The organism is Hahella sp. KA22, from assembly GCF_004135205.1.
GTDB lineage: Bacteria > Pseudomonadota > Gammaproteobacteria > Pseudomonadales > Oleiphilaceae > Hahella.
The window spans coordinates 3642819-3666504 of record NZ_CP035490.1; the positions used below are offsets into that span (position 1 = coordinate 3642819).

General features: G+C 54.9%; 24 protein-coding genes. 13 read left to right on the forward strand and 11 right to left on the reverse strand.

Annotated features, from left to right (window positions below):
- Positions 1 to 610: 610 nt before the first annotated feature.
- Genes EUZ85_RS16240 through EUZ85_RS16250 form a run of 3 tightly spaced genes read right to left on the reverse strand, consistent with a single transcriptional unit; the run spans position 611 to position 2450 of the window.
- Positions 611 to 1105 (reverse strand): hypothetical protein, encoded by a 495-nt coding sequence (locus tag EUZ85_RS16240; protein ID WP_127970269.1) that lies wholly within the window; start codon positions 1103 to 1105, stop codon positions 611 to 613.
- Positions 1106 to 1123: 18 nt separating this feature from the next.
- Entirely contained in the window at positions 1124 to 1720 is a 597-nt protein-coding gene (locus tag EUZ85_RS16245; protein ID WP_127970270.1) for a hypothetical protein, read from the reverse strand.
- A 10-nt stretch (positions 1721 to 1730) separates the two neighbouring features.
- The gene (locus EUZ85_RS16250) at positions 1731 to 2450 is read right to left on the reverse strand and encodes a HupE/UreJ family protein (RefSeq protein WP_370454963.1); all 720 of its coding nucleotides are present in this window, start codon (positions 2448 to 2450) and stop codon (positions 1731 to 1733) included.
- 227 nt (positions 2451 to 2677) lie between these two features.
- On the opposite strand from EUZ85_RS16250, the gene EUZ85_RS16255 reads away from it, so the two are divergent.
- Together EUZ85_RS16255 and EUZ85_RS16260 are read left to right on the forward strand one after the other, a co-directional pair.
- Positions 2678 to 3061, forward strand: a complete 384-nt coding sequence (locus EUZ85_RS16255) for a hypothetical protein (RefSeq protein WP_127970272.1) — start codon at positions 2678 to 2680, stop codon at positions 3059 to 3061.
- Positions 3062 to 3126: 65 nt separating this feature from the next.
- A complete protein-coding gene (locus tag EUZ85_RS16260; RefSeq protein WP_127970273.1) occupies positions 3127 to 3861 on the forward strand; it encodes a hypothetical protein in 735 nt (244 codons plus the stop codon).
- A 172-nt stretch (positions 3862 to 4033) separates the two neighbouring features.
- Here the strand turns inward: EUZ85_RS16260 and EUZ85_RS16265 are convergent, their stop codons facing one another.
- A complete protein-coding gene (locus EUZ85_RS16265; protein ID WP_127970274.1) occupies positions 4034 to 4423 on the reverse strand; it encodes a helix-turn-helix domain-containing protein in 390 nt (129 codons plus the stop codon).
- A 78-nt stretch (positions 4424 to 4501) separates the two neighbouring features.
- On the opposite strand from EUZ85_RS16265, the gene EUZ85_RS16270 reads away from it, so the two are divergent.
- On the forward strand, positions 4502 to 5254 hold the full coding sequence (locus EUZ85_RS16270; RefSeq protein ID WP_127970275.1) for an SDR family oxidoreductase: 753 nt from the start codon (positions 4502 to 4504) through the stop codon (positions 5252 to 5254).
- 112 nt (positions 5255 to 5366) lie between these two features.
- Here EUZ85_RS16270 and EUZ85_RS16275 read toward each other — a convergent pair whose 3' ends face one another.
- The gene (locus EUZ85_RS16275) at positions 5367 to 5726 is read right to left on the reverse strand and encodes a hypothetical protein (protein WP_127970276.1); all 360 of its coding nucleotides are present in this window, start codon (positions 5724 to 5726) and stop codon (positions 5367 to 5369) included.
- Between the two features lie 378 nt (positions 5727 to 6104).
- On the opposite strand from EUZ85_RS16275, the gene EUZ85_RS16280 reads away from it, so the two are divergent.
- The gene (locus tag EUZ85_RS16280) at positions 6105 to 6395 is read left to right on the forward strand and encodes a hypothetical protein (protein ID WP_127970277.1); all 291 of its coding nucleotides are present in this window, start codon (positions 6105 to 6107) and stop codon (positions 6393 to 6395) included.
- 43 nt (positions 6396 to 6438) lie between these two features.
- Here the strand turns inward: EUZ85_RS16280 and EUZ85_RS16285 are convergent, their stop codons facing one another.
- From EUZ85_RS16285 to EUZ85_RS16310, 6 genes are all read right to left on the reverse strand, one after another.
- The gene (locus EUZ85_RS16285) at positions 6439 to 7773 is read right to left on the reverse strand and encodes a magnesium transporter (RefSeq protein WP_127970278.1); all 1335 of its coding nucleotides are present in this window, start codon (positions 7771 to 7773) and stop codon (positions 6439 to 6441) included.
- A gap of 51 nt (positions 7774 to 7824) precedes the next feature.
- Positions 7825 to 8649 carry a magnesium transporter MgtE N-terminal domain-containing protein gene (locus tag EUZ85_RS16290; protein WP_127970279.1) on the reverse strand — a complete coding sequence of 275 codons (825 nt, stop codon included), beginning with the start codon at positions 8647 to 8649 and terminating at the stop codon, positions 7825 to 7827.
- Between the two features lie 36 nt (positions 8650 to 8685).
- The gene (locus tag EUZ85_RS16295) at positions 8686 to 9546 is read right to left on the reverse strand and encodes a mechanosensitive ion channel domain-containing protein (protein ID WP_127970280.1); all 861 of its coding nucleotides are present in this window, start codon (positions 9544 to 9546) and stop codon (positions 8686 to 8688) included.
- A 59-nt stretch (positions 9547 to 9605) separates the two neighbouring features.
- Positions 9606 to 10520: a 30S ribosomal protein S6--L-glutamate ligase gene (gene rimK / locus EUZ85_RS16300; protein ID WP_129498743.1), complete on the reverse strand. Its 915-nt coding sequence runs from the start codon at positions 10518 to 10520 to the stop codon at positions 9606 to 9608.
- A gap of 498 nt (positions 10521 to 11018) precedes the next feature.
- Complete coding sequence (locus tag EUZ85_RS16305) at positions 11019 to 11873, reverse strand: alpha/beta fold hydrolase (RefSeq protein WP_127970282.1); 855 nt, start codon at positions 11871 to 11873, stop codon at positions 11019 to 11021.
- A gap of 158 nt (positions 11874 to 12031) precedes the next feature.
- Positions 12032 to 13210, reverse strand: a complete 1179-nt coding sequence (locus EUZ85_RS16310) for a response regulator (RefSeq protein WP_164887266.1) — start codon at positions 13208 to 13210, stop codon at positions 12032 to 12034.
- A gap of 295 nt (positions 13211 to 13505) precedes the next feature.
- On the opposite strand from EUZ85_RS16310, the gene EUZ85_RS16315 reads away from it, so the two are divergent.
- From EUZ85_RS16315 to EUZ85_RS16355, 9 genes are all read left to right on the forward strand, one after another.
- The gene (locus EUZ85_RS16315; RefSeq protein WP_127970284.1) at positions 13506 to 15212 is read left to right on the forward strand and encodes a bifunctional diguanylate cyclase/phosphodiesterase; all 1707 of its coding nucleotides are present in this window, start codon (positions 13506 to 13508) and stop codon (positions 15210 to 15212) included.
- A 206-nt stretch (positions 15213 to 15418) separates the two neighbouring features.
- Positions 15419 to 15787 carry a response regulator gene (locus EUZ85_RS16320; protein WP_127970285.1) on the forward strand — a complete coding sequence of 123 codons (369 nt, stop codon included), beginning with the start codon at positions 15419 to 15421 and terminating at the stop codon, positions 15785 to 15787.
- Between the two features lie 32 nt (positions 15788 to 15819).
- Complete coding sequence (locus EUZ85_RS16325; protein ID WP_127970286.1) at positions 15820 to 16086, forward strand: lipid asymmetry maintenance protein MlaB; 267 nt, start codon at positions 15820 to 15822, stop codon at positions 16084 to 16086.
- Between the two features lie 265 nt (positions 16087 to 16351).
- A complete protein-coding gene (locus EUZ85_RS16330) occupies positions 16352 to 18484 on the forward strand; it encodes a chemotaxis protein CheA (RefSeq protein ID WP_127970287.1) in 2133 nt (710 codons plus the stop codon).
- A 91-nt stretch (positions 18485 to 18575) separates the two neighbouring features.
- On the forward strand, positions 18576 to 20237 hold the full coding sequence (locus EUZ85_RS16335) for a methyl-accepting chemotaxis protein (protein ID WP_127970288.1): 1662 nt from the start codon (positions 18576 to 18578) through the stop codon (positions 20235 to 20237).
- 30 nt (positions 20238 to 20267) lie between these two features.
- Complete coding sequence (locus EUZ85_RS16340) at positions 20268 to 20780, forward strand: chemotaxis protein CheW (RefSeq protein ID WP_127970289.1); 513 nt, start codon at positions 20268 to 20270, stop codon at positions 20778 to 20780.
- Complete coding sequence (locus EUZ85_RS16345) at positions 20780 to 21619, forward strand: protein-glutamate O-methyltransferase CheR (RefSeq protein WP_127970290.1); 840 nt, start codon at positions 20780 to 20782, stop codon at positions 21617 to 21619. Before EUZ85_RS16340 ends, EUZ85_RS16345 begins: the two co-directional genes overlap by 1 nt.
- Entirely contained in the window at positions 21592 to 22551 is a 960-nt protein-coding gene (locus tag EUZ85_RS31385; RefSeq protein WP_206618076.1) for a chemotaxis protein CheD, read from the forward strand. Before EUZ85_RS16345 ends, EUZ85_RS31385 begins: the two co-directional genes overlap by 28 nt.
- The gene (locus tag EUZ85_RS16355) at positions 22548 to 23654 is read left to right on the forward strand and encodes a chemotaxis response regulator protein-glutamate methylesterase (protein WP_127970291.1); all 1107 of its coding nucleotides are present in this window, start codon (positions 22548 to 22550) and stop codon (positions 23652 to 23654) included. Before EUZ85_RS31385 ends, EUZ85_RS16355 begins: the two co-directional genes overlap by 4 nt.
- The last annotated feature ends 32 nt before the right edge of the window (positions 23655 to 23686 follow it).

A 23686-nucleotide genomic window follows, 5' to 3' on the forward strand; every position in this document is an offset into this window, starting at 1 on the left:
CTCAACTTTCCGGTTTTCATATCACCCCGTTCGCCCTGAGCTTGTCGAAGGGCTTTCCAGAGCGCTGGTTTAAAACCGCTATTCATCACGTATTTGCCCAGGAGGACCCTTCGACAGGCTCAGGGCGAACGGAGTGGGAATAAGTGCGAGGGGAAATACATTCTAATGATCCTTGAGGATCGTGTGATGGCGCTGTGCCCAGGAGGACCCTTCGACAGGCTCAGGGCGAACGGAGGGGGGATAAGCGTGGGAGGGTTGATGTAGGATGGTTTAGCTTGGTCTGATTGGAAGGAAACTGACCGGAAGGATTGGTGGCGCAGGGTGAAAAACTGTGTGTCCTAAGTATTGAGACCACCTTAAATCTCACTCGAAAGGAAAACTTGGCCAACTATTTTCCGTTCAGCTCAACTTTCCAGCTCCCATATTCCCCGTTCGCCCTGAGCTTGTCGAAGGGCTTCCAGAGCGTTAGTTTGAAACCGTCATACACGTCACGACTCTGGGATAGGGGGCTTTTCGTTTTATTTGCCCGGGAGGGCCCTTCGACAGGCTCAGGGCGAACGGAGTGGGGATAAGTGTGGGAGTAGAAGTGAGCGTGGGTGGATGTTTGGGATTATTCAAAAGCCTGTTTGTATTCAAGCACTGGTTTTTTAGTCGCTTCCAGGACTTCTTCTTTGGTGAAGGATATGACGTTGCTGGTGTAGTCTGGAATTATCATGGGGTCGTATCTTAGCTGGAAGTCGATGCGGTCGAATTCGAATGTTTTCAGATACGTGAGACATTCGTGAAAGCTTCTGTAATTAGGAAATACGCCGTCCAGTGTGCCATCAAAGAAATCCACTTCGTCATCGTCTTTCACGATTGTGGCTCGGAATTGATTGAGGAAATCTTCCGTATCTATCGGTTGATCCGACTTAAACGTAATCACCAAATAATCGCCATCAAATAAGTAGGGATCGCCGTTCGCCCACTTTTTAGTTTCTTTGACGTCAATGGGTAACAGCTCGGCGTGGCTGATTGTCAGTTTCTGTGTGGAGCAGCCGAACAGGAAGGTGGCAAGCAGCATCAGCGCAGCCAGTCTTAACTCTTTCTGTATCTTCTTTGACATAACGCGAAGCCCCTGCGACTACAACTTATAAAGCTTCTCATAAAATCCGGTTGTGGTGACGGTTACGGTGACGGGTTGATTGCCGCCGTTGTGCCAGTACCAGCCGTGAACGCCTTCAAAGGGAGCCTGGAAAGCTCCGTTGGCGTTGGTTTTATTTCTGCCTACCCAATAGCTGGTGAATTCGTCGCCGGCATTGGGGCGTTCGCCGTGCATGTCGAAGTTGACGGGGCCTTGCGCTTCCCATTTGAACATGAAGCGGTCGCCTTCCTGCATCTTGGCTTTGATTTCCGCGCCTTCGTTGGGAGCGAGCGTAATGGTGAGCGTGTCGGTGCGCAGCGGCGCGTCGCCTTTCCAGACCGGATTGAGCAGGGAAGCGAGCTGGGCGTCGCTGATCATGGGGTCTTCCGCTGGCTCCGTGGTTTCCTGCGGGGCGATGGCGTTGAGCTGGGTCAGTCCCAGGTAGCCGCCGACGCCGGTGGGATCGATGCCGTATTCCGCTGGCAGCACCGTCGTGACGAGCAGGCCTGCGCCAACTACCATGGCGATAGCGGTTGCTTTAAACAGTGTTTTGCTGGATGGCGATACAGCGTGGTTGCGGTGAGAGTTGTCATGCATGTCGATTATCTCAAGAACTCACGAAAAAACCGGTGAGTTGGTAGCCTATTAACATAAATCCGGCGCTCATCAGGAACACATTGGCGGTGAAGGCCTGCTTAGCGAAAGCGTCGGTTTTGCGCCAGAAACTCATCATAATGAGAATGGCGCTCAGCGCCAGTAACTGACCGATTTCCACGCCTACATTGAAGGCGATGATATTGGGGATCAGTCCGTCCTGGGACAGGGTGAAATCCTGCAGCTTCGTCGCCAGCCCGAAGCCGTGAAAAAAGCCGAAGATAAGCACCGCTGCTTTGGTATTGGGCTGAAAGCCGAACCAGCGAGGGTAAGCGCCAAGATTATCCAGCGCCTTGTAGACGACGGAAAGGCCGATAATGGCGTCGATCAGATAAGGATTAACCTGGGCGCCGCTCAACACCCCGTACAACAAGGTGACGCTGTGGCCGATGGCGAACAACGTGACGTAAACGCCGATGTCTTTCATCCGATACAGGAAAAAAATCACGCCGATAAGAAACAGCAGGTGATCATAGCCCGTCACCATGTGTTTGGCGCCGAGATAGATAAAGGGAATCAGGTGCATGCCTTGCGCCTGCTCGATGAACAGTGCGTCGCCTTCCGCCACGCCGTGCGCGAACACGGGAGACGCAACGATGGCGAGAAACAGCAGGAAGAGAATGAAGGGACCGCGTGCGCTAAGCGTCGTATTTTTATATTGAGCTGAAGAAATCAAAACCACCCGGCATGGCCTCCGAAGTCTGTGTATGAGGTCGCTGTCGTATATGCCGAAAAACTATAGCCCACCTGCAGGGTCGAACCTATCAGCCGAAATGCTGAACTAGTCGCTTTTGTGAAGAGTGCGGCGAAGATTCCGCATCCCGGCGGGCGCTCGCAAGCGTTGAAGTTGGGGGGCGGTTGTTGCGATACTCATCTGCCCCGTCGCATGTCGCAAATATCATGGCCAAGAAACGAAAAACGAAACCTTCCCCCAAAAATCCCCTGGACGCCAGTTGGCTGCTGGCGGAGGCGGATAAGCGCGACAAACTGGAGGCGAGGGCGGCCAGAATAAACGCCAGGAACGCCCGCATCGCCAGTAAAGTCGTGAATGAACTCGTACGGGCGAACGCCGACTGGGAGCAAATTTTCAAAGCGCTGAATCCCCGTAAAGACGAAAAAATGCAAACACTGCTGCTGAAGTTTCGCGGTCCGCACATGTTCGCCCCCCATGTGGCGTTGAACATCCTGCAACACTGCCTCGTATCGAACCCGTCCCTGGACTTGAATGGGCTGGTGAACGCGGCGGTTGATGAGTCAGGTAAAGTGACTAAGTTTAGAAGTTAGTGGGGCGACTCAAATGAAGTTTTCTATCTCGCCCCGTTGGTTGTGAAATTCGCGGAGCTTTTATAATGCTGTTTATGAAAATAGTTGAGAGGCTTGTAGAGTACTATGATCCTATGCTTCAGCATATTATAAGCTTGCTGGAAAAAATTGATTATAGACAGCCTATTGATGGCGACTTTATCGCTATCGGCTATGAGCAGTTTAGATTTCGATACAACTATATGTTTGGCGACTCTGTATGCGACATTGATGACCTAAGTGACATAAACTTGGGAGAGTCAATTGTTAAAGAAATTGAAGTGGAGCTATTGAATAATGGCATATTCGTTAGAGAGTACGAGGACGACGAGGGCGAATGGGAGGTTGACGACTCCGAAGCGTTTCTTGAGTTGATCGTGTTTGCGGCTCTACCATTGGTATTGCTCATGTGTAGACAACGTTTAGCCGAGTCAGGCTTGACTCTAGATGGTATTAATTGGATTGTATTTGACGATGCAGAGGGAATGCCTGGCCAAGCGAATTTGTATATGAAAAGCGATGTGGGCGACACAGATTCTGCTATCGCACTTCAGTGGTTAGCGTCTATTAGTTCAGATGAAAAAATTGCTCGTTTCTTACAAACAATCTACATACTCAGGTTTTCGGGATTCTCAATTAGTAGGAATAAGATAAAACGAAAATCTATTTTAGAGGCGTTTCTCACTACGATTTCTGGAGAGCATGTGGCTCTTACTTCTGAAGATTGGCTGGACTGTGAGCATATTTGGGACGTGGCGCTGAAATGCTTCCCAGAGCTCTGACATTTGCAGTCTCCATAATAACCGCCCTTTTATTAATCCGGCAGACAAATAGCTTCCTTCTATTTGTCTGCAACGACAGGGCCTGCACAGGTCAGGCCCTGTCTCCCGCGGCTTGTCGCCGCGCAGGCGCGTCCATGCGCCTGGTGATTAACATGCCAATATCATTGCCATGTTAATAACTGACGTTACTTCGACTATTCGCCAATAACTCGTCCCGATGCTCGGTCATCCACTGCGCCAGTGAGTCCAGTGTGGGTTTCAGGGTTTTTCCGAGTTCTGTAATCCGGTACTCAACTCTTGGCGGCATTTCCGGGTATTCCTGTCTGGACACGATGCCTAATGATTCGAACGTCCTGAGTTGTTTCGTTAACTCTTTTTGCGTAATGCCGCCAATGCCTCTTTGCAGGGCGCCAAATCGAATAATATCGTCGGTAATAATCAAGCGATATAAGGTCGGTATCGCCCATTTCCCTGAAACGATATTGATGAAATCCGTCATTGGACAACGTGAATCGTCCTGAAGTTTTTTATCCGAATGACTGATTTTCTCTTTAGTATCCATTTGGAACCTACTGTTTTAACGGAAATAGCCTGCCTATACTATAAAACCTCTAATGAATTGCAAGTGAAGGCGAATAGTATGTCGAGAAGACTGGATGGGAAATATGCATTAATTACAGGCGGAACAGCGGGAATTGGATTAGAAGCCGCTAAGCAGTTTCAGTTTGAAGGAGCGACTGTCGCCGTCACTGGGCGTAATGAATCTGGTTTGAAATATGCGCAGGATCAACTGGGAGAGTCGGCGCTGGTTATAAAGAATGATGCTGGCAAAGTAGATCAACAAACTATATTGGCGCAGCAATTATCTGACAAATTTCCGCGCATCGATATTGTATACATCAATGCCGGCGATGTAACCCATAAACCATTGGATAAATGGGACGAAGAGTGTTTTGACAGCGTTATGAATGTTAACTTGAAAGGGCCTTTCTTTTTAATTCAGTCATTGCTCCCTTTATTGTCTGACTCGGCATCCATTATTTTATGCGGCAGCGTTTCAGCACAGGTCGGGTTGGCGCAAAGCAGTGTGTATGCGGCGAGCAAAGCGGGCCTTATCTCTTTATCCAGGACGCTATCCGGGGAGCTGCATCATAAGGGGATTCGCGTTAATACTCTTAGCCCTGGTCCTACTTATACCGACGCTTTTCAGAAGTTTGGTTTATCGGAGGAGAAGCAGCAGGAATTGATAGAGGAGGTTCAGGAGCTAGTTCCCTTAAAACGTATGGGAACACCGTTAGAGCTGGCGAAGGCCGCCGTTTTTCTGGCGTCGGATGAATCAACTTACATGTTGGGAGCGGAGCTGTTGGTGGATGGCGGGGTTGGAAATTTATAACTGGGAGAGATTTTCTAAGAGAGTCCACCTGACGCGCCGGTGATCGTCAGGTGCAGGTGGACGCTATGGCTACCTTATTAAGTTCATGACTGCTTATTTATAAAGTTCATGACTATCTTTTTAAGTTGATGATAAATTCGTCATCATCAAGATGGCCGACGACCAAAGGCTCATCCGCTTTCACCAGGACGGTTGAGTTAAAGCTGTGGCGTTCTTTGGGCGCTTTTTCCTCGCTGATAAACTCGACTTCCACGATGTAATCCGCATCCTGTTTTTGAATATTCCCCGAGAGCTGTACTTTTTCCTTGTCTGTTTCTTTTGTGCTTGCAAAAGCGCTGTTTTCGTTAATAGGCGCGGTAATGGAAGTCTCGCCGAAAGTGAACACCACTTCTGTGGGTTCTTTGGTCTGATTGGACGAGCAACCGATTAAAAGTGAGCACATTGCGAGCATTAATTGGGACTTGATCTTCATTCTGCTATGTCTATGGATATGAATAAAAGAGCGCTAACTATTCGTTGTTTTATTAACGATGTAAAGTTAATGATTCCAATAAACTAGGCTGCATTGGAAAACTTCCTGGCGAGCACGTCTTTTTCTCTCGTATCCTGAGAGTGACTTAACCAAAAAGTAGATGCTGTTTTCAGCATGAAGCGCTCGCATTTTCGCTTAGGATCTGTTTACACTGAATCTTCGTAATCACCCCGTTGAAATTTGAAGAGCGGCAAAACTTATAGAGTTGCAGCCGGGCATGACGGCGCGAGAATGTCTGGGGCGCCGCCCGCCGACGGATCATTGATCCTGGCGCCTCTCCATAACACTCAAACCAATGATTAAAGGCAGGAGCAAACTGTGTACGTAATGCTGCATGAACCGGGTTCGTGGTTTCTTTTTGAGCAGGACAGGAAGTTTTACCTCGACGCCAGATGTTCTCGTTCGTTCGTGGACTTTTCCATTCTCATCGAACTCAACGAGGAGGAGTGCGAGTCTTATCAGGCTGAGGGCAAAGCGTTTATTGATCAATTGGCGACGCGCATCAACGCCTGTCAGAACGAGTTTTTGCCCAGAGACATCACCAATGCGCATCTGGCCGCAGTGAGTCAGGCGGTATCCGAGTGGCGGGAAACCACCGTCAGGCATTAATCGTCGTCAATGACTGTTCTGGCCTGTCTACATCAGCAAGCCTCTATCCCTCGGGCAAGAGTCCCGACAGCAAGGTCGCAATCCCCAGAAATGACATGAAACCGGCGATGTCGGTCACTGTCGTCAGGACGATGGAAGAGGATTGCGCCGGGTCCAGGCCGAGTTTTTTGAGCGCCATGGGCACCAGGGCGCCGGCGCCGCAGGCGATGGTCAGCGATAACACCATCGCGAGGGCGATAATCAGCGCGAGGCCAATGGATCGGCTCCAGATCCAGACGCCGATAGCGCAGGTCACGGCGATAATGACGCCGTTGAGAAAGCCGGCGAAGCTCTCTTTGCGAAACACCTGTCCCATATTACGAATCGTGATTTCCTTGAGAATCAGGCCGCGCATGGTCACCGCCAGGGCTTGAGCGCCGGCGTTGCCGCTTTGGCCCGCCGCCACGGGTAGCAAGATCGCCAGGGCGGTGTACTTGGAAATAATGCCTTCGAAGGCGCCGACCACGCCAGCGGCTACAAACGCCGTCACCAGATTGATCTGCAGCCAGGGCATGCGTTTGCGCACGGCGAACCAACTGCTGGAAAGCGCTTTTTCATCCTTGCTCGCGCCTACCATCGACGCGATATCGGAGGCGAGGTCTTCCTTGGTGCGCTGATAAATATCCGCGCTGCGAATCAGGCCAACCACCTGGTCATGTACGTCCAGCACCGGAAGGCTGTTGGCGCGCATCCCTTCGAACTTTTCGATGACGTCGTCGACCGGGTCCAGCGTACTGAACGAGGCGGTGATGGGACGCACGATTTTCGAGGCTTTGTCTTTCGCGTTGGCGAGAATCAGATCGCTTAGCTCAAAAATTCCGATCACATTGCGCTCGTCGTTGATCAGGAAGAAGGCGTCCATGTATTTGGGGCGTCGGTATTTAATCTGCTGCAGCACCTCTTCCACAGTGAGATCGGCGTGAAACATCTGCACCCGGGCGTCCATCATACGGCCCGCCGTGTTGAGCGGATAAGAGAGCAGTTCGGTCAGCTCTTTTTCCGTCGCTTTTTCCGTCGCGGCGATGCGTCCCAGAATCGCCTCTCTTTGTTCGTCCTCCAGACGGGACAACAGTGCGGCGGTAAGCTGAATATCCAGCTTCAGCAGCAGCTCCATCGCGGCCGCGGGCTCCCAGTTGGCGATCAACTGTTCGCCCAGGCCAGGAGGCATATAGGGAAACAGATTGGCGACGACGGACGCAGGTTGCTGGCTCAGAAGCGCGACCGCCTCCTGATTCGGCATCTTGGCGATTTCTCGTGCGGCTTTGGCGGGAAATCGCAGCAGGTAAGCATCTGTCAGCTGTTGCGCCGTGTCTTTGATGTAGGACGTTGTGTTATCCATAGAGATTCCTTGCCAGAAGTTCAGGCGCTATGCGCCTTGTCGGTGAGCGGGTCATACCAGGGACTCGCGCACCGCCTCCACCATCGCCTGCATGCTTTCGCCATGGGCGCGCAGTAAATCCAACGCCGCCGATCCCGACGGCTTCTGCGGAGCCAGCCAGTCGGAGTGAGTAGACAGCAGCTCACGTAAACGGCTGTGCCATATCACGCCCATGAATTCACTGTGATGAAACACAACTGGCGCGAAGTCCTGTGAGGTCCATAAGGGATGACTGGCGGCGTTGCTCAGAGAAAGACGACTGTTCAGGCTCATCAGCGAGGGTTTGACCAATGCGCCCAAAATCACCTGCCTGGGGGAGCGCAGCAGTTTGATCGCCGGGATGGCGCCAAGGGGCGCCCGCTGCTGATCGAGTACGAAAACGATCCGCTCTTCCTGATACTCGCGCTTTTTCAGACGGGTTAAGGCGTCTTCCACGGTCATGTCGCGGGTGAAAACCGGAACGTCTATTTCTGTCCAGGCGCCGAGCATGCTGTTGCTGTAGGAAAGCAGTTGCTGACACAACGTACGCCGCGCTAACGGCAGCAGATTCAGCACGGTTTCCCGGCGTTTGGGCGGCAGGTGACGCAGAATATTGCAAAGCTGATGCGCGCCCATCTCGGCGGTCCACTGTGTGGCGCTGCTTTCCGGCGCAGCATGAATCACCGTGGCGCAGAAACGCGGAAGCATTTCTTTCAACACGCTGATGGCGACGGGCAGGGGGGCGTTGGCGAGGAACTGCGCCACTTCTCCTGCGTCCCTGTCTTCCAGCAATCGCGCCGCCGCTCTGGGCTCTTGGCGCAGGAAGCTGAACGCAAGCTGGTAGGTCTGATCGGTCATGGTGAAGCTCCGTTTGTGTCAGGTAGCGGCGGCAGACTATTTCTCTTTGGCGTGGTTGGCGGCCCCGGTCCTTATCTGGCTGATGTGCTCCATGAAAAAGGAGCCCGGAATCGTGGTTCTGCCTTGCGGAGTTTCCAGCACGATGACGGAGCTGGTGATGTCGACGACCACGCCATCCACGCCGGCGATGCTGACTTCATCCCCCAGTTGCACCAGCTTGTTCACCTGCTGGGAGCCGATGATATTCGCCACCAGGTATTTGGCGCCGAGGGCGAAGGCCAGTGAGAAGCCTCCCGCGATGACAGCGGAGAGAATGATGGTGAACTGGGTGAAGAACTGGATGTTGATGCCGATCTGTTCGATGCCGATCACCACAGCGATAAAAATCACTGTGAACTGCACGCTGCGACCGATCAGCGCCGACTGTCTGATACCGACGGACTCCGCCGCTGAAGTCATCACCAGATTGATCACTTTGCTGAGCAGATATCCCCCCAGCATGATAAGCATGCCGGCGGCGAAATGAGGCAGATAGAGCAAGAGCTGACTCATCCACTGGGAAACAATGTTCAGCCCCAGACTGTTGGCGCCGGCGGCGATGAAGAACAGCAGCACCAACCAGAAGACCGCTTTGCTGATGACGTTGGTGTAAGACTGCCGCAGCTTGAGGGAGGAGGTGCTGGTGGAGAAGCGAGCGAACAAACGGCCGAGCAGTTTCTCCAGCAAGGTCACGCCGGTGCGCACGGCGCGCGCCAGCGCCAGCGCGATGAAAAAGCCGAAGAAGAACAGCGCAAGCGCGCCCAGAATATTGGGCGTAAAGGCGATCAGTTGCTGTATTGTCTGCTCGTAAGTCTGATGTAAGAGGTCCCGCCAACCTTGAGTTTGTATCGGATCCATGGATGCTCTCTTGGTGATAACGAGGAAATAGACTGACCTCAACGCCGCCTACAGGCGTCTTATCCTTTCCCTTTGTGCTTATTAGGGCCGTTCTGTACGTCCTTCACAATGTAGTCGATGATGGCCCCGGCGATATCCTTGTTGGTCGCGCTTTCAATGCCTTTCAGGCCGGGAGAGGAATTGACCTCAAGCACCAGCGGGCCGTGACTGGAGCGGATAATGTCCACCCCGGCCAGATCCAGCCCCATGACTTGGGCCGCCTGCACCGCAAGACGTCGCTCATCTGGACGTAATTTCACCACCTGGGCGCTGCCGCCGCGATGCAGATTGGAGCGAAATTCTCCGGGCTGAGCGGTTCGCTGCATGGCGGCGACCACTTTTTCGCCGATGACAAAGCAGCGGATGTCGCTGCCGCCGGCTTCTTTTATAAACTCCTGCACCAGGAAGTCGGCTTTCAGGCCCCGAAAGGCGTTGATCAAGGTCTCTGCGGCTTTATCCGTTTCCGCCAGCACGACGCCGTTGCCGTGGGTGCTGGACATGACTTTCACGATCAAAGGCGCCCCATTGACCGATTCAATCAGGTCATTGGTGGCGTCCGCCGAATGTGCATAACTGGTGACCGGCTGGCCGACGCCTTTACGCGCCAGAAGCTGGTGAGCGCGCAGCTTGTCCCGCGAGCGCGTGATGGCGATGGACTCATTGATAGAGTAAACCCCGGCGACTTCGAACTGGCGCAGCACAGCGCACCCGTAGGTGGTTACGCTGGCGCCGATGCGCGGAATCACCGCGTCGAATTGCAGCTCTTCGGTAGCGCCAGCGCTGCGATAACAGACTGAAGGCGCGTTGGTGGTGATGTTCATGTAGCACTTCAGCACATCCACCACCCGCGTTTCATGCCCGCGCTCGCGAGCCGCTTCCACCAGACGGGACGTTGAGTAGAGCTTGGAGTTTCTTGAGAGTATGCCTATTTTCATTATTTTTTATTCCTTGTGACGATTGTGGGGCTACTGACATCCCTGTGACAGCCTGTCTGCCCCGGGCGAAAAGAAGGGGGGTTAATAGACGTTTGTGAAATCGGACTGCGATAAGTTCATACTGCGTTTTAAAGTATAGACGGGAAGCGCCATCGTGCCCGTTTGTTTGCAAAGCAAGGCCAGCAGTGTGGGCCTCATCGCCCGAATCTGTCTTTGAATAGAGCGCAGACGCAGCGAACTCATGGCGTTTCCCGCCACTGCTTTTTTTAAGGGGGAGTTAGAGGGCGTGCTGGATGGCGCTTCGCTTATCCAACCTACGTTTATTGCTGTGTACTGGCTTGCATACGAAAGCGAGAACTAAACGTTTTAATTGAATACTACCACTCGTTTTTTCAAAACAGAGTAGGTCTTTAACAGAGTAGGTTGGCAAAGCGAAGCGCCTTGCGACATTAAGACGGACTACAAAATGACTGACTTTCAGCCGCAGAGGACGTCAGACTACGCGGTCGTTGGGGAGGGCGAAACCAGAAAATCCAACAACGCCCTATTAAACAACTCTGGCTGATCCATCAGCGGCAGATGGCCAGCGCGGGGAATGCGGTGCAGTTTAGCGTTCGGCATCAGTCTGGCGGCGGCTTCGCCGTGTTCGATCGCAAACAGTTGATCCTGCTCTCCCCAGATAATCAGCGTCTCGTTGTGAATGCGCCGCAGCGCTTCCTCCGGCAGCGCCGTGACTGCCGCGCCACGGCCTTGAGTGAAGGCGTTTTTGCCGCCGGGGCGTTTGAGCACTTCAATGGAGTAGTGAGCATGATTGGGGTCCCGGTTGTCTGTATCGAACAGCAGTGAAGGGGCGAAAAAACGATTCGCCAGCGCGGAGGGAAAACTGTTCAACCAGATCATACCCACCATGGGACGCAAGGAAGGCCGCGCTCCCAACGCCGCGGCGTCCACCAGCACCAGCTTATCCACTTTATCGGGGCAATCCAGCGCGAATTGCAGGGCGATGGCCCCGCCTTGGGACAGACCGACGATATGCGCTTTGGGAATGGCCAGCGCCGCCATGAACTCCTGCAGCCAGGCGGAGAAATAAGGGCGATCATAGGGGGCGTCGGGCTTGTCGGACTCGCCGTAACCGACGATGTCCGGCGCTATCACATGAAAGTGTTGAGACAAGGCTCCCAGAGACGGATACCAAGTGACCGCGCCAGCTCCGGCGCCATGCAGACATATCACTGGCGCGCCGTTTCCGGCGGACAGGTAGGCGGTATTGATGTTCCCGGCGCTGACCTGATTTTGCGTGACGGGGATTCCCATTTTATCTATCAGCGCCTGCCGATAGTTCACATTTTCCATTGGGTAACATCCTGAATTTTAAGCTGATCCATCGAAAATAGAGGCGCAGCCTAACGGGAGGGACGCGGTCAAGTCAATAAAAGGGGGGGTAAAATTAGCCGGACGTGTCTGAACGCGCTTATTGCGGATGAAAACGAAAGGAGTAGACGCCGCGCGCGTCAATAAATCATATCGCAAGATCCTCCCGCCGAGGCGCGATAGGGGAGTCGGATGAAAAAGCTGCTGCCCTGTCCGAGTTCGCTTTTCACCTCGATACTGCCGCCATGCAACAGCACCAGCTTATGCACCAGGGCGAGACCCAGGCCGGTGCCTTCCACGTTTTTCTTTTTCATGGAGGACTCCGCCTGTTCAAAGGGCAGAAAGATGCGCTGCAGGTCTTCTTCGGACAGACCGCAGCCCTGATCGAACACCTGGATCAACAGTTCCTGATCGTCATGCATACTGACCCTAAGCCCCACTTGTTTACCCGAGTCGGTGAACTTGATGGCGTTGCTGAGCAGGTTGATGAGAATCTGCTTGACCCGCAGCGGATCAAGCTCCGCCGGACCGATGTCTTCCTGTATATCGGTGAGCAACAGGATGCCGTGGCGGGAGGCCTTTTCCTTGATGATGCCAATGACGCTGTTGACCAGAATTTCGATATGGGTAGGTTGAATTTCCAGCTGCAGTTTGCCTGCCTCGATTTTGGACAGATCCAGTAAATCGTTGATGATGATCAGCAGATAAGAGCCGCTGTCGTAGATCTCTTTACAGTATTCCGTCTGTTTGGGATTCATTTCCCCCATCATGCCGTCCAACAGCACTTCCGAATAGCCCAGAATAGCGTTGAGTGGAGTTCGCAGTTCATGTGACATGGAGGACAGGAAATTGATCTTGTACTGATTGGACATGCCCAACTGCTTATTCTGTTCCCGCAACTGCTGTTGGCTGCGTTTGAGCTCGTCGTCGAGACGCTTATGCTGCAGATGGTGGCGAATGCGCGCCAGCATGACGGGGAAATCAACCGGCTTTTCAATATAGTCGTTAGCGCCCTGCGCGAAAGCGCCGATGATATCTTCATGGGCGTTTTTGGCGGTGACCATCAGCACCGGCAGTTCGACGGAGTTGAAGTCTTTCCGCAGAATCTCCAGCACCTCCATGCCGTCCATTTCCGGCATCATCAAATCAAGCAGAATCAGGTCGGGCGGTTGCGCTTCCACTTGCCGCAACGCATCACGGCCGCTGAGCGCGGTGGCGCAGTGAAAGCCTTTGCGCTGCAAACGTCGATTCAACAGGTCGCAATTATTCTGGTTGTCGTCAACGATCAGAATGGATGCATTGTCCGATTGCTCTGTCATCACGCCCTCCAGGCGGAAATGGCCGCAGTCGCAGTCGTCGTTACGGGGAGGGAAGAAGCGCGCCGCCGACTTCCCGTCCCTGATCGTTTTGCGGAAGCGCATATCTATAAAAACTACCGCTAATTTGACAAAAATCAAATTCAGAGCTGTATTAAGAGACAGATGCTCATGGAGCTGATTAGTCGGGCCAACGCCTGAATGCGAGACTCTTCCCCCGTGGCTAAAGAGGGATCTTTCTTCGCTGATAATCCTTGTTCTGTAACATTCATCCTTGCAACGGCAGGAGCCTGTAGTCATGCACCCACTCACCGGTAGCAGGCTGCTTATTGTTGATGACGAGCAGCGCAACACCAAACTGCTTACGGATATCTTTCGGGCGCAGGGATTTGACGCCTTTCCTCTCAATGACGCCAATGAAGTGATTGGCGCCGTCGCCAGTTACGAGCCGGATTTGATTATTCTGGACGTTATGATGCCCGGCAAAACCGGGTTTGAGTTGACCCGCGAAATCAAGGCACAGGAACACTGGAAACACATTCCTATCATCCTTCTCACGGCGCTGGCCGACCGCGATTCCTGCGTGTCGGGACTGGAGTGCGGCGCGGAGGATTACGTCAGCAAGCCGTTTAACCGGCGCGAATTGCTGGCGCGGGTTAACAACCTGCTCAAGCTTAAGAAGCTTCACGATTTTCAACATCAGAATCTGCGCCTGCTGGAGGAATACGATTCCGTCACCGGCTTGCCGAAGAAAGATATTTTGATGGAGTTGATCGACACCCTCATCAAGCAGAAAAGCAACGCCAATGTCTGCGTGTGCGTCTGCGAAGTGGATATGGATCAGACCCTGATTGGCTTGCTCAGCAGCCATGACCGCGATCAGTCCGAACGTCAGGTCAGTCGCGCTGTGGTGGAGCGCATGTCGTCCATTTTTCCGCCGGGCATGCTGCTGGGCTGCCTGGGTTCCGGCAAATATGGCGTGGTGCTTGAGGCTGACGAAGAAACGGGCGCGGGACACCTGCGCAAGCTACAGCAAAAGTTGAGTCTGCCGATCATGGTGGAGGGACAAGAGTTCTTTCTCAAGTTCTCCGTGGGGTATGCGCCGCCGCCGCATCCGCGCTTAGAGTGGATGGTGCTGTTCAACCATGCGGAAATTGCGGGCCTGGAAGCCAGAAAAGAGGGAAGTAATCTGGTAAAACGCTTTGCGCCGGAAATGGACGTGGAGAACCACGAACGCTGGTGGATGTCGCGGGCGCTGTTTCAGGCGGTGCGGGAGCAACAGTTTGAAGTCTATTACCAGCCTCAGGTGGATATTCTGCATGAGTCCCTGGTAGGGTTTGAGGCGCTGTTGCGCTGGAAAACTCCGGAGAAAGGGCATATCAGTCCGGCGCGCTTCATTCCTCTGGCGGAGGAAAACGGGCAGATCTACGACATCAGCCTGTGGATGATGGAGCAGGTGTGCCAGCAGATTGCGCTTTGGAAGCGGGCGGGCAAGCGTCTGCGCATGGCGATAAATATCTCGCCGGTGCAGCTGCATCGGGATGAGTTCACCCAGGACTTCGTCGATCTTTTCACCCGCTATCATCTGTCCCCCAATGACTTCGAACTGGAGCTGACGGAAACCAGCCTGATGGACCCGAAAGGCGGCGGACAATTGCGGGAGTTATGGAGTCAGGGTTTCGATATCGCCATTGACGATTTCGGCACCGGCTACAGCAATTTGGAATACCTGCGCAAATATCCCTTCAACCGCTTGAAGATCGACCGCTCGTTCATCAGCAATATCTGCGACTCCGGTGACGATTCCGCCATCGTCAAGGCGATTCTCGCCATTGCCGAGCATATGGGCTTCAAGGTTATCGCCGAGGGCATAGAAACGGCGGATCAACTGAAGCGGTTGCGCAGCCTCGGCTGTCATGAGGCGCAAGGATTTTTATTCAGCAGGCCGGCGCCCGCCGCCAACGCGACGGCGATGCTGTTCAATGGACTTAAGGCGCCGGCTTAAGGCGCCTGGAAAGGCTGGCGAGACTTGCATAGCTGGATTTTATGGCTAAATTTTGAACTACACTTAATCTACTTTTATTGATTAATTATTTAGGACGGTATCTTAAGAGTTTGTTGATGATTCGGCGTCGCCGTCATCCATGAGGCCGAATCATTCACAGGCGCAACTGGAAGACCAACAACGCACGGCGCTAATGGACGACTGCTATGGCGAAGACCATTCTGATCATTGACGATTCCATCTCTCTGCGGCAAATGGTGGACATTACGCTCAAGTCCGCAGGCTACAACGTAATACAGGCGGAAAACGGCCAGGACGCCCTGGGAAAGTTGCCTGACGCCAAGCCCAGCTTGATTGTCTGCGACGTGAACATGCCCGTCATGGACGGCATCTCCTTCGTCAAAGAGCTTAAAAGCCTGCCTGAATACAAATTCACTCCGGTCATCATGTTGACGACCGAAAGCACCGAAGATAAACGTATGGAAGGTCAGATGGCGGGCGCCAAGGCGTGGATGGTGAAACCGTTCCGCCCGGAAGCCATGCTTAAAGCCGTCCAGAAATTAATACTGCCCTGACTCGCAGCGCACCGTCCAGGGAGGAAAACAGGATGAGCATAGACTCCCAGCACGATCCCCAGCAAAACCGGCTTGCCCTGAGCGGCGAGTTGACGATCTATTGCGCGGCGGACGCTAAAGCGTCGCTGCTGGAGCACAAGGACGTCGACATCGATCTCAGTCAATTGACGGAACTGGACGGAGCGGGCTTGCAATTGTTGATCCTGGCCAAGCGGGATCGGGGCGCGCGGTTGGTGAACGCCAGTGAGGCGGTAGACAAAGTGTTCACGTTGACCGGGCTCGCCGACATGCTGGAATAGCGGCGGCAAGCCGCGGGAGACAGGGCCGTACATGTGCAGGTCCTGTGGTTGCAGACAAATGGGAGGACGCTGTTTGTCTGCTGGTTTAACAACTAGGGCCGCCAATGGCGGCGGCCCGGGAAGGAGCCCTTCTCGCACGCCCGGATGGCGACCAAAAGCCGATATGGCGAATAAGACTTGCCGGGCTGACAGGATTCGCGCTTGCCGATAAGCGTTACTCGGCGCTGCAATCCGCAGTCTGCGTCACGGAAAGGGAAGAAGGAAAATGAGCCTGGATTTCAGCGGCGCCTTAAAGGCCTTCGCCCAGGAAAGCAAAGAACTGCTGGTGGAAATGGAGCAGTCGCTGCTGACCCTGGAGGAGGAGGGCGCCAAAAAGGAGCTGGTGGATGCGGTGTTTCGCGCCGCGCACACCATTAAAGGGTCCGGTGGGCTGTTTGGGCTGGACCATGTCGTCGCCTTTACTCACGATGTGGAAGGAGTGCTGGATGCTGTTCGTGATGGTCGCCTGGACATTGACGGCGATCTGATCAGTCTGCTGTTGAGTTGTGGCGACCAGATTGGGCGGCTGGTGGAAAGCTCCCTGGCCGGTGAGGTGGAAGACGAGCTGCTGCGTAAAGGCGCCGCCCTGCAGGCGCAATTGCAACGCTATTTGCCCGGCTCCGCCAGCGTCGCCGCGACGCTTGAAGCCGAGGCTGACGAGGACCGTCAGGGCGCCCGCGGCTGGCATATCTCGCTGCGCTGCGGTCGCGATCTGCTGCGCGATGGTATGGACCCGCTCAGCATCCTGCACTATATCTCCACGCTTGGCGAGCTGTCCCGGGTTACGACGTTCTGCGGGCATATGCCGGCGGCGGAGGAAATGGACCCGGAGTCCTGTTATCTCGCCTTTGAAATGGACCTTATCACCGAGCAGGCCAAAGAAGAAATCGAAGACGCCTTCGAGTTCGTCAGCGCCAGCAGCGAAGTCCGCATTACGCCAGTGGGCGATCCGGACGCCTGGGACAAAGCCATTGAGGAAGCTCCAGATGAGGATCAACGTCTCGGAGAGATACTGCTTGAGAGCGGCGCCGTCACCCGTAGTGAACTTGAACAGGCGCTGAAACAGCAGGAAAGCGTGCCGGAAAGACCCAGACTGGGAGAAATTCTGGTGGCCCGTCACGCCGTACAGGAGAAAACGGTTAATACGGCGCTGGAAAAGCAGGCCGGGGTGATAAAAAAACAGCGTCAGGACAGCTTCCTTAAAGTGGATGCGCAAAAGCTGGATCACCTTATCAACCTGATCGGCGAGCTGATGATCGCCAATGCGGAAGTGCGGGTGAAGGCGGAGCACATTCGGGAATCGCTTTTGGACGAATCCGTCGCCAACTCCACCCGCTTCATCGAAGCCGTGCGCGATTGCGCGCTCAGTCTGCGTATGGTGCAGATCGGCGATACCTTCAATCGTTTCCAGCGTGTCGTGCGCGATCTCGCCCGCGATCTGGGCAAGGATATCCGTCTGGTGGTCAGCGGCGGCGACACGGACCTCGACAAAACCCTGGTGGAGCGTATCAGCGAGCCCTTGACCCACTTGGTGCGCAACGCCATCGACCACGGCATCGAATCGGACACGCTGCGGCGTGAGCGAGGTAAGCCGGCCACTGGCGTGATCCGGCTGAACGCCTTTCATGAGCGCGGCAGCATCGTCATTGAAGTCAGCGATGACGGCGGCGGCATGAACCCAGAGAAAATTGTCGCCAAAGCGATTGAAAAGCAGCTGATTCGCAGCGCGGAAGGGATGAGCGACGGCGAGATCTTCAAGCTTATTTTCGAACCCGGTTTTTCCACCGCGGAGCAAGTGACCAATGTTTCCGGCCGGGGCGTGGGCATGGACGCCGTGAAGAAAACTCTGGAAGAACTGCGCGGCAGCGTGGAAGTGGAAAGCGAACTGGGCAAAGGCTCCACCATTCGTCTGCGACTGCCGCTGACCCTGGCCATCATCAATGGTTTTCTGGTGGGCGTGGGGGACAGCAAGTATGTGGTGCCTCTGGAGATGGTGGACGAATGCGTCGAGCTGAATGGCGACGGCGGCGGCGACTTTATGGGCCTGCGCGGGCTGGCGCTGCCGTTTCTGCGACTGCGGGATTTGTTCAGCATCGATGGCCGTCCCTCCGACCGGCAAAGCGTAGTGGTGGTCCAATACGCAGGCCGCCGCGCGGGGCTGGTCGTGGATCGTTTAATGGGGGAGCTGCAGACTGTCATCAAACCCTTGGGCGACATCTTTACGCCGTTGAAATGGGTCAGTGGATGCACGCTGCTGGGAAGCGGCGACGTGGGACTGATTCTGGATATTCCAGAACTGGTCACCCGGGCGGAAAACGCTCAGAACCATTATGTGGGCAGGAAAATGGCGACCGGTTAACGGGGGGATGGATCCTATGTCTGACGTAGTGAATGTATTGACCAAACGCCAGTAATGCATAGAGAAACACTGGAAATATGGGAGAGGGATCATGGGCTGGTTTAATAATCTGAAAGTCTCGGTAAAGCTGCTAGGCTCTTTTCTGCTGATGCTTGTACTGATGTCGGTGGTGGGCTATCTCGGCATCAACAGCATGGGCAAAATCAACGAATCCGACACCAAGATGTATCAACGCGACACCTTGGGCATTTCCCACATCAAAGAAGCCAATATCCAGCTCCTCAACCAAAGCCGCGCGCTGCGAAACCTGATGCTGTCGAGCACTATGGAGGAGCGCGAGGCCTTTATGCGCTCGGTGCAGGAGTTCGATTCCGCGATGCAGACCGAGCTGAGCGTCGCTAAAAGCATTGCTGAAACGGAAGAGGCGAAACGTCTGTATAAAGACCTTGATCGCGCCTATCAGGAGTATGTTCCACTGCGGGACCGCCTGTTGAATATCGTCAGACAGGAAAGTCTGATGTCCAACCGCGACTCAGTGGATTTCGCCATGACCACTCTGCGTCCGAAAGCGGATATGCTGGATAGTCTGATGAGTGAGCTGGTGCAAGTGATTGAGAATAATGCGGAAGCCACGTCCAAGTCCAACGATGAACTGTACGCCGCCAGTAAAGCCCTGATGCTGGCGGTGATCAGCGTCTCCGCCATATTGGGCCTGCTGTTGGGGTTCGTTATTTCACGGGCCATATCACGTCCCCTGGGGCATGCGGCGGATGTAGCCTATCGTTTGTCTGAAGGAGATTTAAACGTAAGCGTCAACGTCAATAGCCGCGATGAGACCGGCCAGGTGCTGGCGGCGATGTCGCAAATGGTGGAAAAATTCACTGACATCATCAGCGATGTGCGCGGCTCCGCGGACAACCTGTCCTCCGCCAGCGAGGAGGTCAGCTCCACTGCGCAATCTCTGTCGCAAGCCGCCAGTGAACAGGCGGCCAGCGTGGAGGAGACCACCGCTTCCATGGAGCAGATGAACGCGAGCATTTCGCAAAACACAGAAAACGCGCAAGTCACCGAAGATATCGCCACCAAGTCCTCTCAGGAGGCGCAGGAAGGCGGCCAGGCGGTGCAGGCCACGGTGACGGCGATGCGCGATATCGCCGGCAAGATCAAAATCATCGACGATATCGCGTATCAGACCAACCTGCTGGCCCTGAACGCCGCCATCGAAGCGGCGCGTGCGGGCGAACACGGCAAGGGCTTCGCCGTGGTGGCGGCGGAAGTGCGCAAGCTGGCGGAACGCAGCCAGACCGCAGCGCAGGAGATCAGTAATCTCGCCGACAACAGTGTCGACCGCGCCGAACGGGCGGGCTCTTTGCTGGATGAGCTGGTTCCCTCGATTGTGAAAACCGCCAGTCTGGTGCAGGAAATCGCCGCCGCCAGTTCCGAACAGGCCAGTGGCGTGGCCCAGGTCAACACCGCGATGACTCAGGTCAGTCAGGTGACGCAAAGCAACGCCTCATCCAGCGAAGAACTGGCTGCGACGGCGGAAGAGTTGAGCAGCCAGGCTCAGCAACTGCAGCATATCATGGCGTTCTTTAAGCTGGGCGACAGCAAGCACGCCCTGGCGCGAACTCCGGCGCCGGTCCAGCGAGAGGCCGTGACCAAGAAACCCGCCAAGGTCAAACCTTTGCGGGTGGTCAACAAGCCGGCGGCGGAAGCGCCGGAGCCGGATGAAGCGCACTTCATCCGTTTTTAATCGGAAAACCCTGCCTGGAAGGAGGCGGATATGGCTCAGGCACTGGAGACAAACGCCCAGCCTGCGGACAGCGACCAGTACCTCACCTTTATGCAAAGTGGGGATATGTATGCGATTCCCCTGCTGGGAGTGAAGGAAATCATTGAATACGGCGGCATTACCCCGATCCCGACTTTGCCGGACTTTATCCGCGGCGTGATTAACCTGCGTGGTCGCGTGGTGCCGGTGATCGATTTGGGAAGTCGCTTCAGCAAGACGGAGCGGGAAATCACCCGTCGCACCTGCATTATTATTGTGGAGGTCGGCTCGGGTGAGGATAACCATGATATGGGGGTGATCGTGGACAGCGTAAGCGCGGTCATCGATATCCCCATCGCCAACATTCAGCCGCCGCCGGCGTTCGGCGCCAAGATCCGCGTGGATTTCATTCAAGGCATGTGGAAGTCCGATGACCGTTTTTTCATCGTCATGGATATTGATCAGGTGCTGTCCGTGGATGAAATCACCCATTTGGCGGAGGTCCTGCAGGAGAGCGTCGCCTGATGGTCAAAAACGTCGCTAGCGAAAACGCTGGGCCGAAGTCCGAGCTCTATCGGATCGGCGACAGGGACTTCGCCATCGTCAAACGTTTCGTGCATGACGCGGCAGGCATCTTTTTGACCGACGCCAAAAAAAATCTGGTCACCGGTCGCCTCGCCAAACGCCTGCAAGCGCACAATCTGCAGAGCTATGGCGATTACCTGAAGTTGGTCGACGCCGATGCGGAAGAGCGCCAGATTGCGCTGAATCTGTTGACCACCAACGAAACCTATTTCTTTCGCGAGCCCCAGCACTTTGATTACATGCAGCGGCATATTCTCCCGCAACGCGCGCGCGGACGGGCGTTCCGGGTGTGGAGCGCAGCCTGTTCCACGGGAGAAGAGCCCTACAGTATCGCTATGCTGCTGGACGATGCGCTGGGACAGGCGAACTGGGAAATTCTCGCCACCGACATTTCCACCGATGTGCTTACCCACGCCAAACGCGGATGTTATTCCCTGCAACGGGCGCAGCATATGCCGCCGAATTACCTGAGGCGTTATTGCCTGAAAGGAGTGGGCCCTGAGGAAGGAAATTTACTGGTGGATAAGAAATTGCGCGGGGTCGTGCAATTCAGAAACCTTAATCTCAACGCCACACTGCCCAATCTGGGGCAGTTTGACGTGATTTTTTTACGCAATGTCATGATCTATTTTCAGGCGGACACCAAACGCCAATTGATCGCCAAATTGATACAACATTTGCACAAAGGCGGTTACTTGTTTATCGGTCGATCGGAGAGTCTGAATGGCGTGACAGAGCAACTAGAGCAAATATGTCCCGCCGTGTATCGCAAACCGTAACGACTAAACCGGAAGTGCCCCTGGAGATCTTTCTGGAGGCAGGGGAGTTGTATCTGGCGGAGGCCGACACGCGCATTCGCAGCCTGCTCGGAGAGGGGGGGATCATCACACTGTGGCACCCGCATTTGAAGCTGGGCGGGATGTGCCACTTCAAGAAAGTGCGCATGGACGCCGGCGAAGCGGGCGGACGAACGCTGGACGCGGCCTATGCGGACGCGGCGCTGAGCCTGCTGCAATTGGAAATGGTGCGCGCCGGCGCGCCGCCTCGTCGCTTTGAGGCGAAGCTGTTCGTTTTCGATGGCCCTGATGCGGACAAGACGGCGAAAGAGGCGGGCAGGTTGCTGCATGATTTTGGCTTCAAGCTGGCGTTGGATCATAACGGCAGCGGCAACCTGATCTTCGATATTTGGAATGGGGACGTCTGGATTCAGAAAGACGCTCCCAGCCTTATCGACGCCGGCAAAGCGCCTCAGGACATTCTGGAAGTCTATCTGGACCCGGGCGAATGGTATTTCTCCGACGCGGATACCCGCATGAAAACGCTGCTTGGCTCCTGTGTGGCGGTGGTGTTGTGGCATCCCCAAAAGCGCCTGGGAGGCATGTGTCATTATATGCTTCCGCAACGCAACGGCGCGGCGTCCAACCAGGGATTGGACGGACGCTATGCGGACGAAGCAATGCAACTATTGGTAGACGCCTTAAAGAAAGAGCGCACGCGACCGCAGGAGTATGAAGTGAAAATATTCGGAGGCAGTTCGATGTTGGAAGGGTCTTCAATCAACGTGAGTAAACGAAACATTGAAGCGGCGTATCGCCTGCTCAAACAGCATGGATTTCGATTGGTGGGCGAAGACCTGGGCGGTCGGGCGCATCGCAATCTGGTGTTCGACGTCTGGAGCGGCGATGTGTGGCTAAGGAAGGGAAGCCGATGAACGCTAAGATCAAGGTCTTGCTGGTGGACGACTCGGCTGTGGTCAGGCAGGTGCTGCAACAAGTGCTGGAGCGGGACAAAAATATTGAAGTGATCGGCGCCGCGGCGGACCCTATTTTCGCGCAATCGAGGATGAGCAAGCAGTGGCCGGATGTGATCGTGCTTGATGTGGAGATGCCGCGCATGGACGGCATCACCTTTTTGAAAAAACTGATGGCGGAACGGCCCACGCCGGTGGTGATGTGCTCCACCCTGACCAGCAAGGGCGCGCAGACCAGCATGAAAGCGCTGGCCGCCGGTGCGGTGGCGGTGGTGGCCAAGCCTGCGGTAGGGGTGAAGGAATATCTGGAGAGCGCCGCTGGCGAGCTGATCATGGAAATCAAGGCGGCGGCGAAGGCCAACATGCGCAATATGCCCGCCGCGACGGCGTCTGCCCAGTCCATGGCGCTCCCCGCCAAATTCTCCGCGGACGCAGTGATTCCCCTGCGTACAGGCGGCGTCATCGCCGGCGCCAATAAAATCGCTGCGTTAGGCACTTCCACCGGCGGCACTCAGGCGTTGGAGTACGTGCTGACCCGTTTACCCCGTAATTGCCCTGGCATCGTTATCGTGCAGCACATGCCGGAAAAGTTCACCGCGGCTTTCGCTGAGCGCTTGAACAGTATCTGCGAGCTGGAAATTCTGGAGGCGGAAAGCGGCCTCCAGGTAGCGCCTGGGCGCGCCCTGATTGCTCCCGGCGGCAAGCATATGCTATTGCGGCGCAGTGGCGCGCAGTATTTTGTGGAGATCATGTCCGGGCCCCCAGTGAACCGGCATCGACCGTCCGTCGACGTTTTGTTTCGTTCGGTGGCCCAGGCGGCGGGACGCAACGCGCTGGGAGTCATCATGACCGGTATGGGCGACGATGGCGCCAAAGGGTTGCTGGAAATGCGCAATGCCGGCGCGTTGACCATTGGTCAGGATGAACGTTCCTGTATTGTCTACGGTATGCCGAAGGAAGCGGCCAAAATCGGTGCGGTAACCCGGGAAATCTCTCTGGAGCGCATACCGCAGTGCGTGCTGGATATGGGGGCGTCGCTTACCGCCAACGCACAAAGAAGTTAATGCGGCAGGCGCAGTTGGGTTGGCGTCGTTTT

Bases quoted from the DNA above. Each gene is read 5' to 3' on its own strand.
- EUZ85_RS16240 (WP_127970269.1), bottom strand. From the start codon at position 1,105: ATGTCAAAGAAGATACAGAAAGAGTTAAGACTGGCTGCGCTGATGCTG.
- EUZ85_RS16245 (WP_127970270.1), bottom strand. From the start codon at position 1,720: ATGCATGACAACTCTCACCGCAACCACGCTGTATCGCCATCCAGCAAA.
- EUZ85_RS16255 (WP_127970272.1), top strand. From the start codon at position 2,678: ATGGCCAAGAAACGAAAAACGAAACCTTCCCCCAAAAATCCCCTGGAC.
- EUZ85_RS16260 (WP_127970273.1), top strand. From the start codon at position 3,127: ATGCTGTTTATGAAAATAGTTGAGAGGCTTGTAGAGTACTATGATCCT.
- EUZ85_RS16265 (WP_127970274.1), bottom strand. From the start codon at position 4,423: ATGGATACTAAAGAGAAAATCAGTCATTCGGATAAAAAACTTCAGGAC.
- EUZ85_RS16270 (WP_127970275.1), top strand. From the start codon at position 4,502: ATGTCGAGAAGACTGGATGGGAAATATGCATTAATTACAGGCGGAACA.
- EUZ85_RS16275 (WP_127970276.1), bottom strand. From the start codon at position 5,726: ATGAAGATCAAGTCCCAATTAATGCTCGCAATGTGCTCACTTTTAATC.
- EUZ85_RS16285 (WP_127970278.1), bottom strand. From the start codon at position 7,773: ATGGATAACACAACGTCCTACATCAAAGACACGGCGCAACAGCTGACA.
- EUZ85_RS16290 (WP_127970279.1), bottom strand. From the start codon at position 8,649: ATGACCGATCAGACCTACCAGCTTGCGTTCAGCTTCCTGCGCCAAGAG.
- EUZ85_RS16295 (WP_127970280.1), bottom strand. From the start codon at position 9,546: ATGGATCCGATACAAACTCAAGGTTGGCGGGACCTCTTACATCAGACT.
- rimK (WP_129498743.1), bottom strand. From the start codon at position 10,520: ATGAAAATAGGCATACTCTCAAGAAACTCCAAGCTCTACTCAACGTCC.
- EUZ85_RS16305 (WP_127970282.1), bottom strand. From the start codon at position 11,873: ATGGAAAATGTGAACTATCGGCAGGCGCTGATAGATAAAATGGGAATC.
- EUZ85_RS16310 (WP_164887266.1), bottom strand. From the start codon at position 13,210: ATGACAGAGCAATCGGACAATGCATCCATTCTGATCGTTGACGACAAC.
- EUZ85_RS16315 (WP_127970284.1), top strand. From the start codon at position 13,506: ATGCACCCACTCACCGGTAGCAGGCTGCTTATTGTTGATGACGAGCAG.
- EUZ85_RS16320 (WP_127970285.1), top strand. From the start codon at position 15,419: ATGGCGAAGACCATTCTGATCATTGACGATTCCATCTCTCTGCGGCAA.
- EUZ85_RS16325 (WP_127970286.1), top strand. From the start codon at position 15,820: ATGAGCATAGACTCCCAGCACGATCCCCAGCAAAACCGGCTTGCCCTG.
- EUZ85_RS16330 (WP_127970287.1), top strand. From the start codon at position 16,352: ATGAGCCTGGATTTCAGCGGCGCCTTAAAGGCCTTCGCCCAGGAAAGC.
- EUZ85_RS16335 (WP_127970288.1), top strand. From the start codon at position 18,576: ATGGGCTGGTTTAATAATCTGAAAGTCTCGGTAAAGCTGCTAGGCTCT.
- EUZ85_RS16340 (WP_127970289.1), top strand. From the start codon at position 20,268: ATGGCTCAGGCACTGGAGACAAACGCCCAGCCTGCGGACAGCGACCAG.
- EUZ85_RS16345 (WP_127970290.1), top strand. From the start codon at position 20,780: ATGGTCAAAAACGTCGCTAGCGAAAACGCTGGGCCGAAGTCCGAGCTC.
- EUZ85_RS31385 (WP_206618076.1), top strand. From the start codon at position 21,592: ATGTCCCGCCGTGTATCGCAAACCGTAACGACTAAACCGGAAGTGCCC.
- EUZ85_RS16355 (WP_127970291.1), top strand. From the start codon at position 22,548: ATGAACGCTAAGATCAAGGTCTTGCTGGTGGACGACTCGGCTGTGGTC.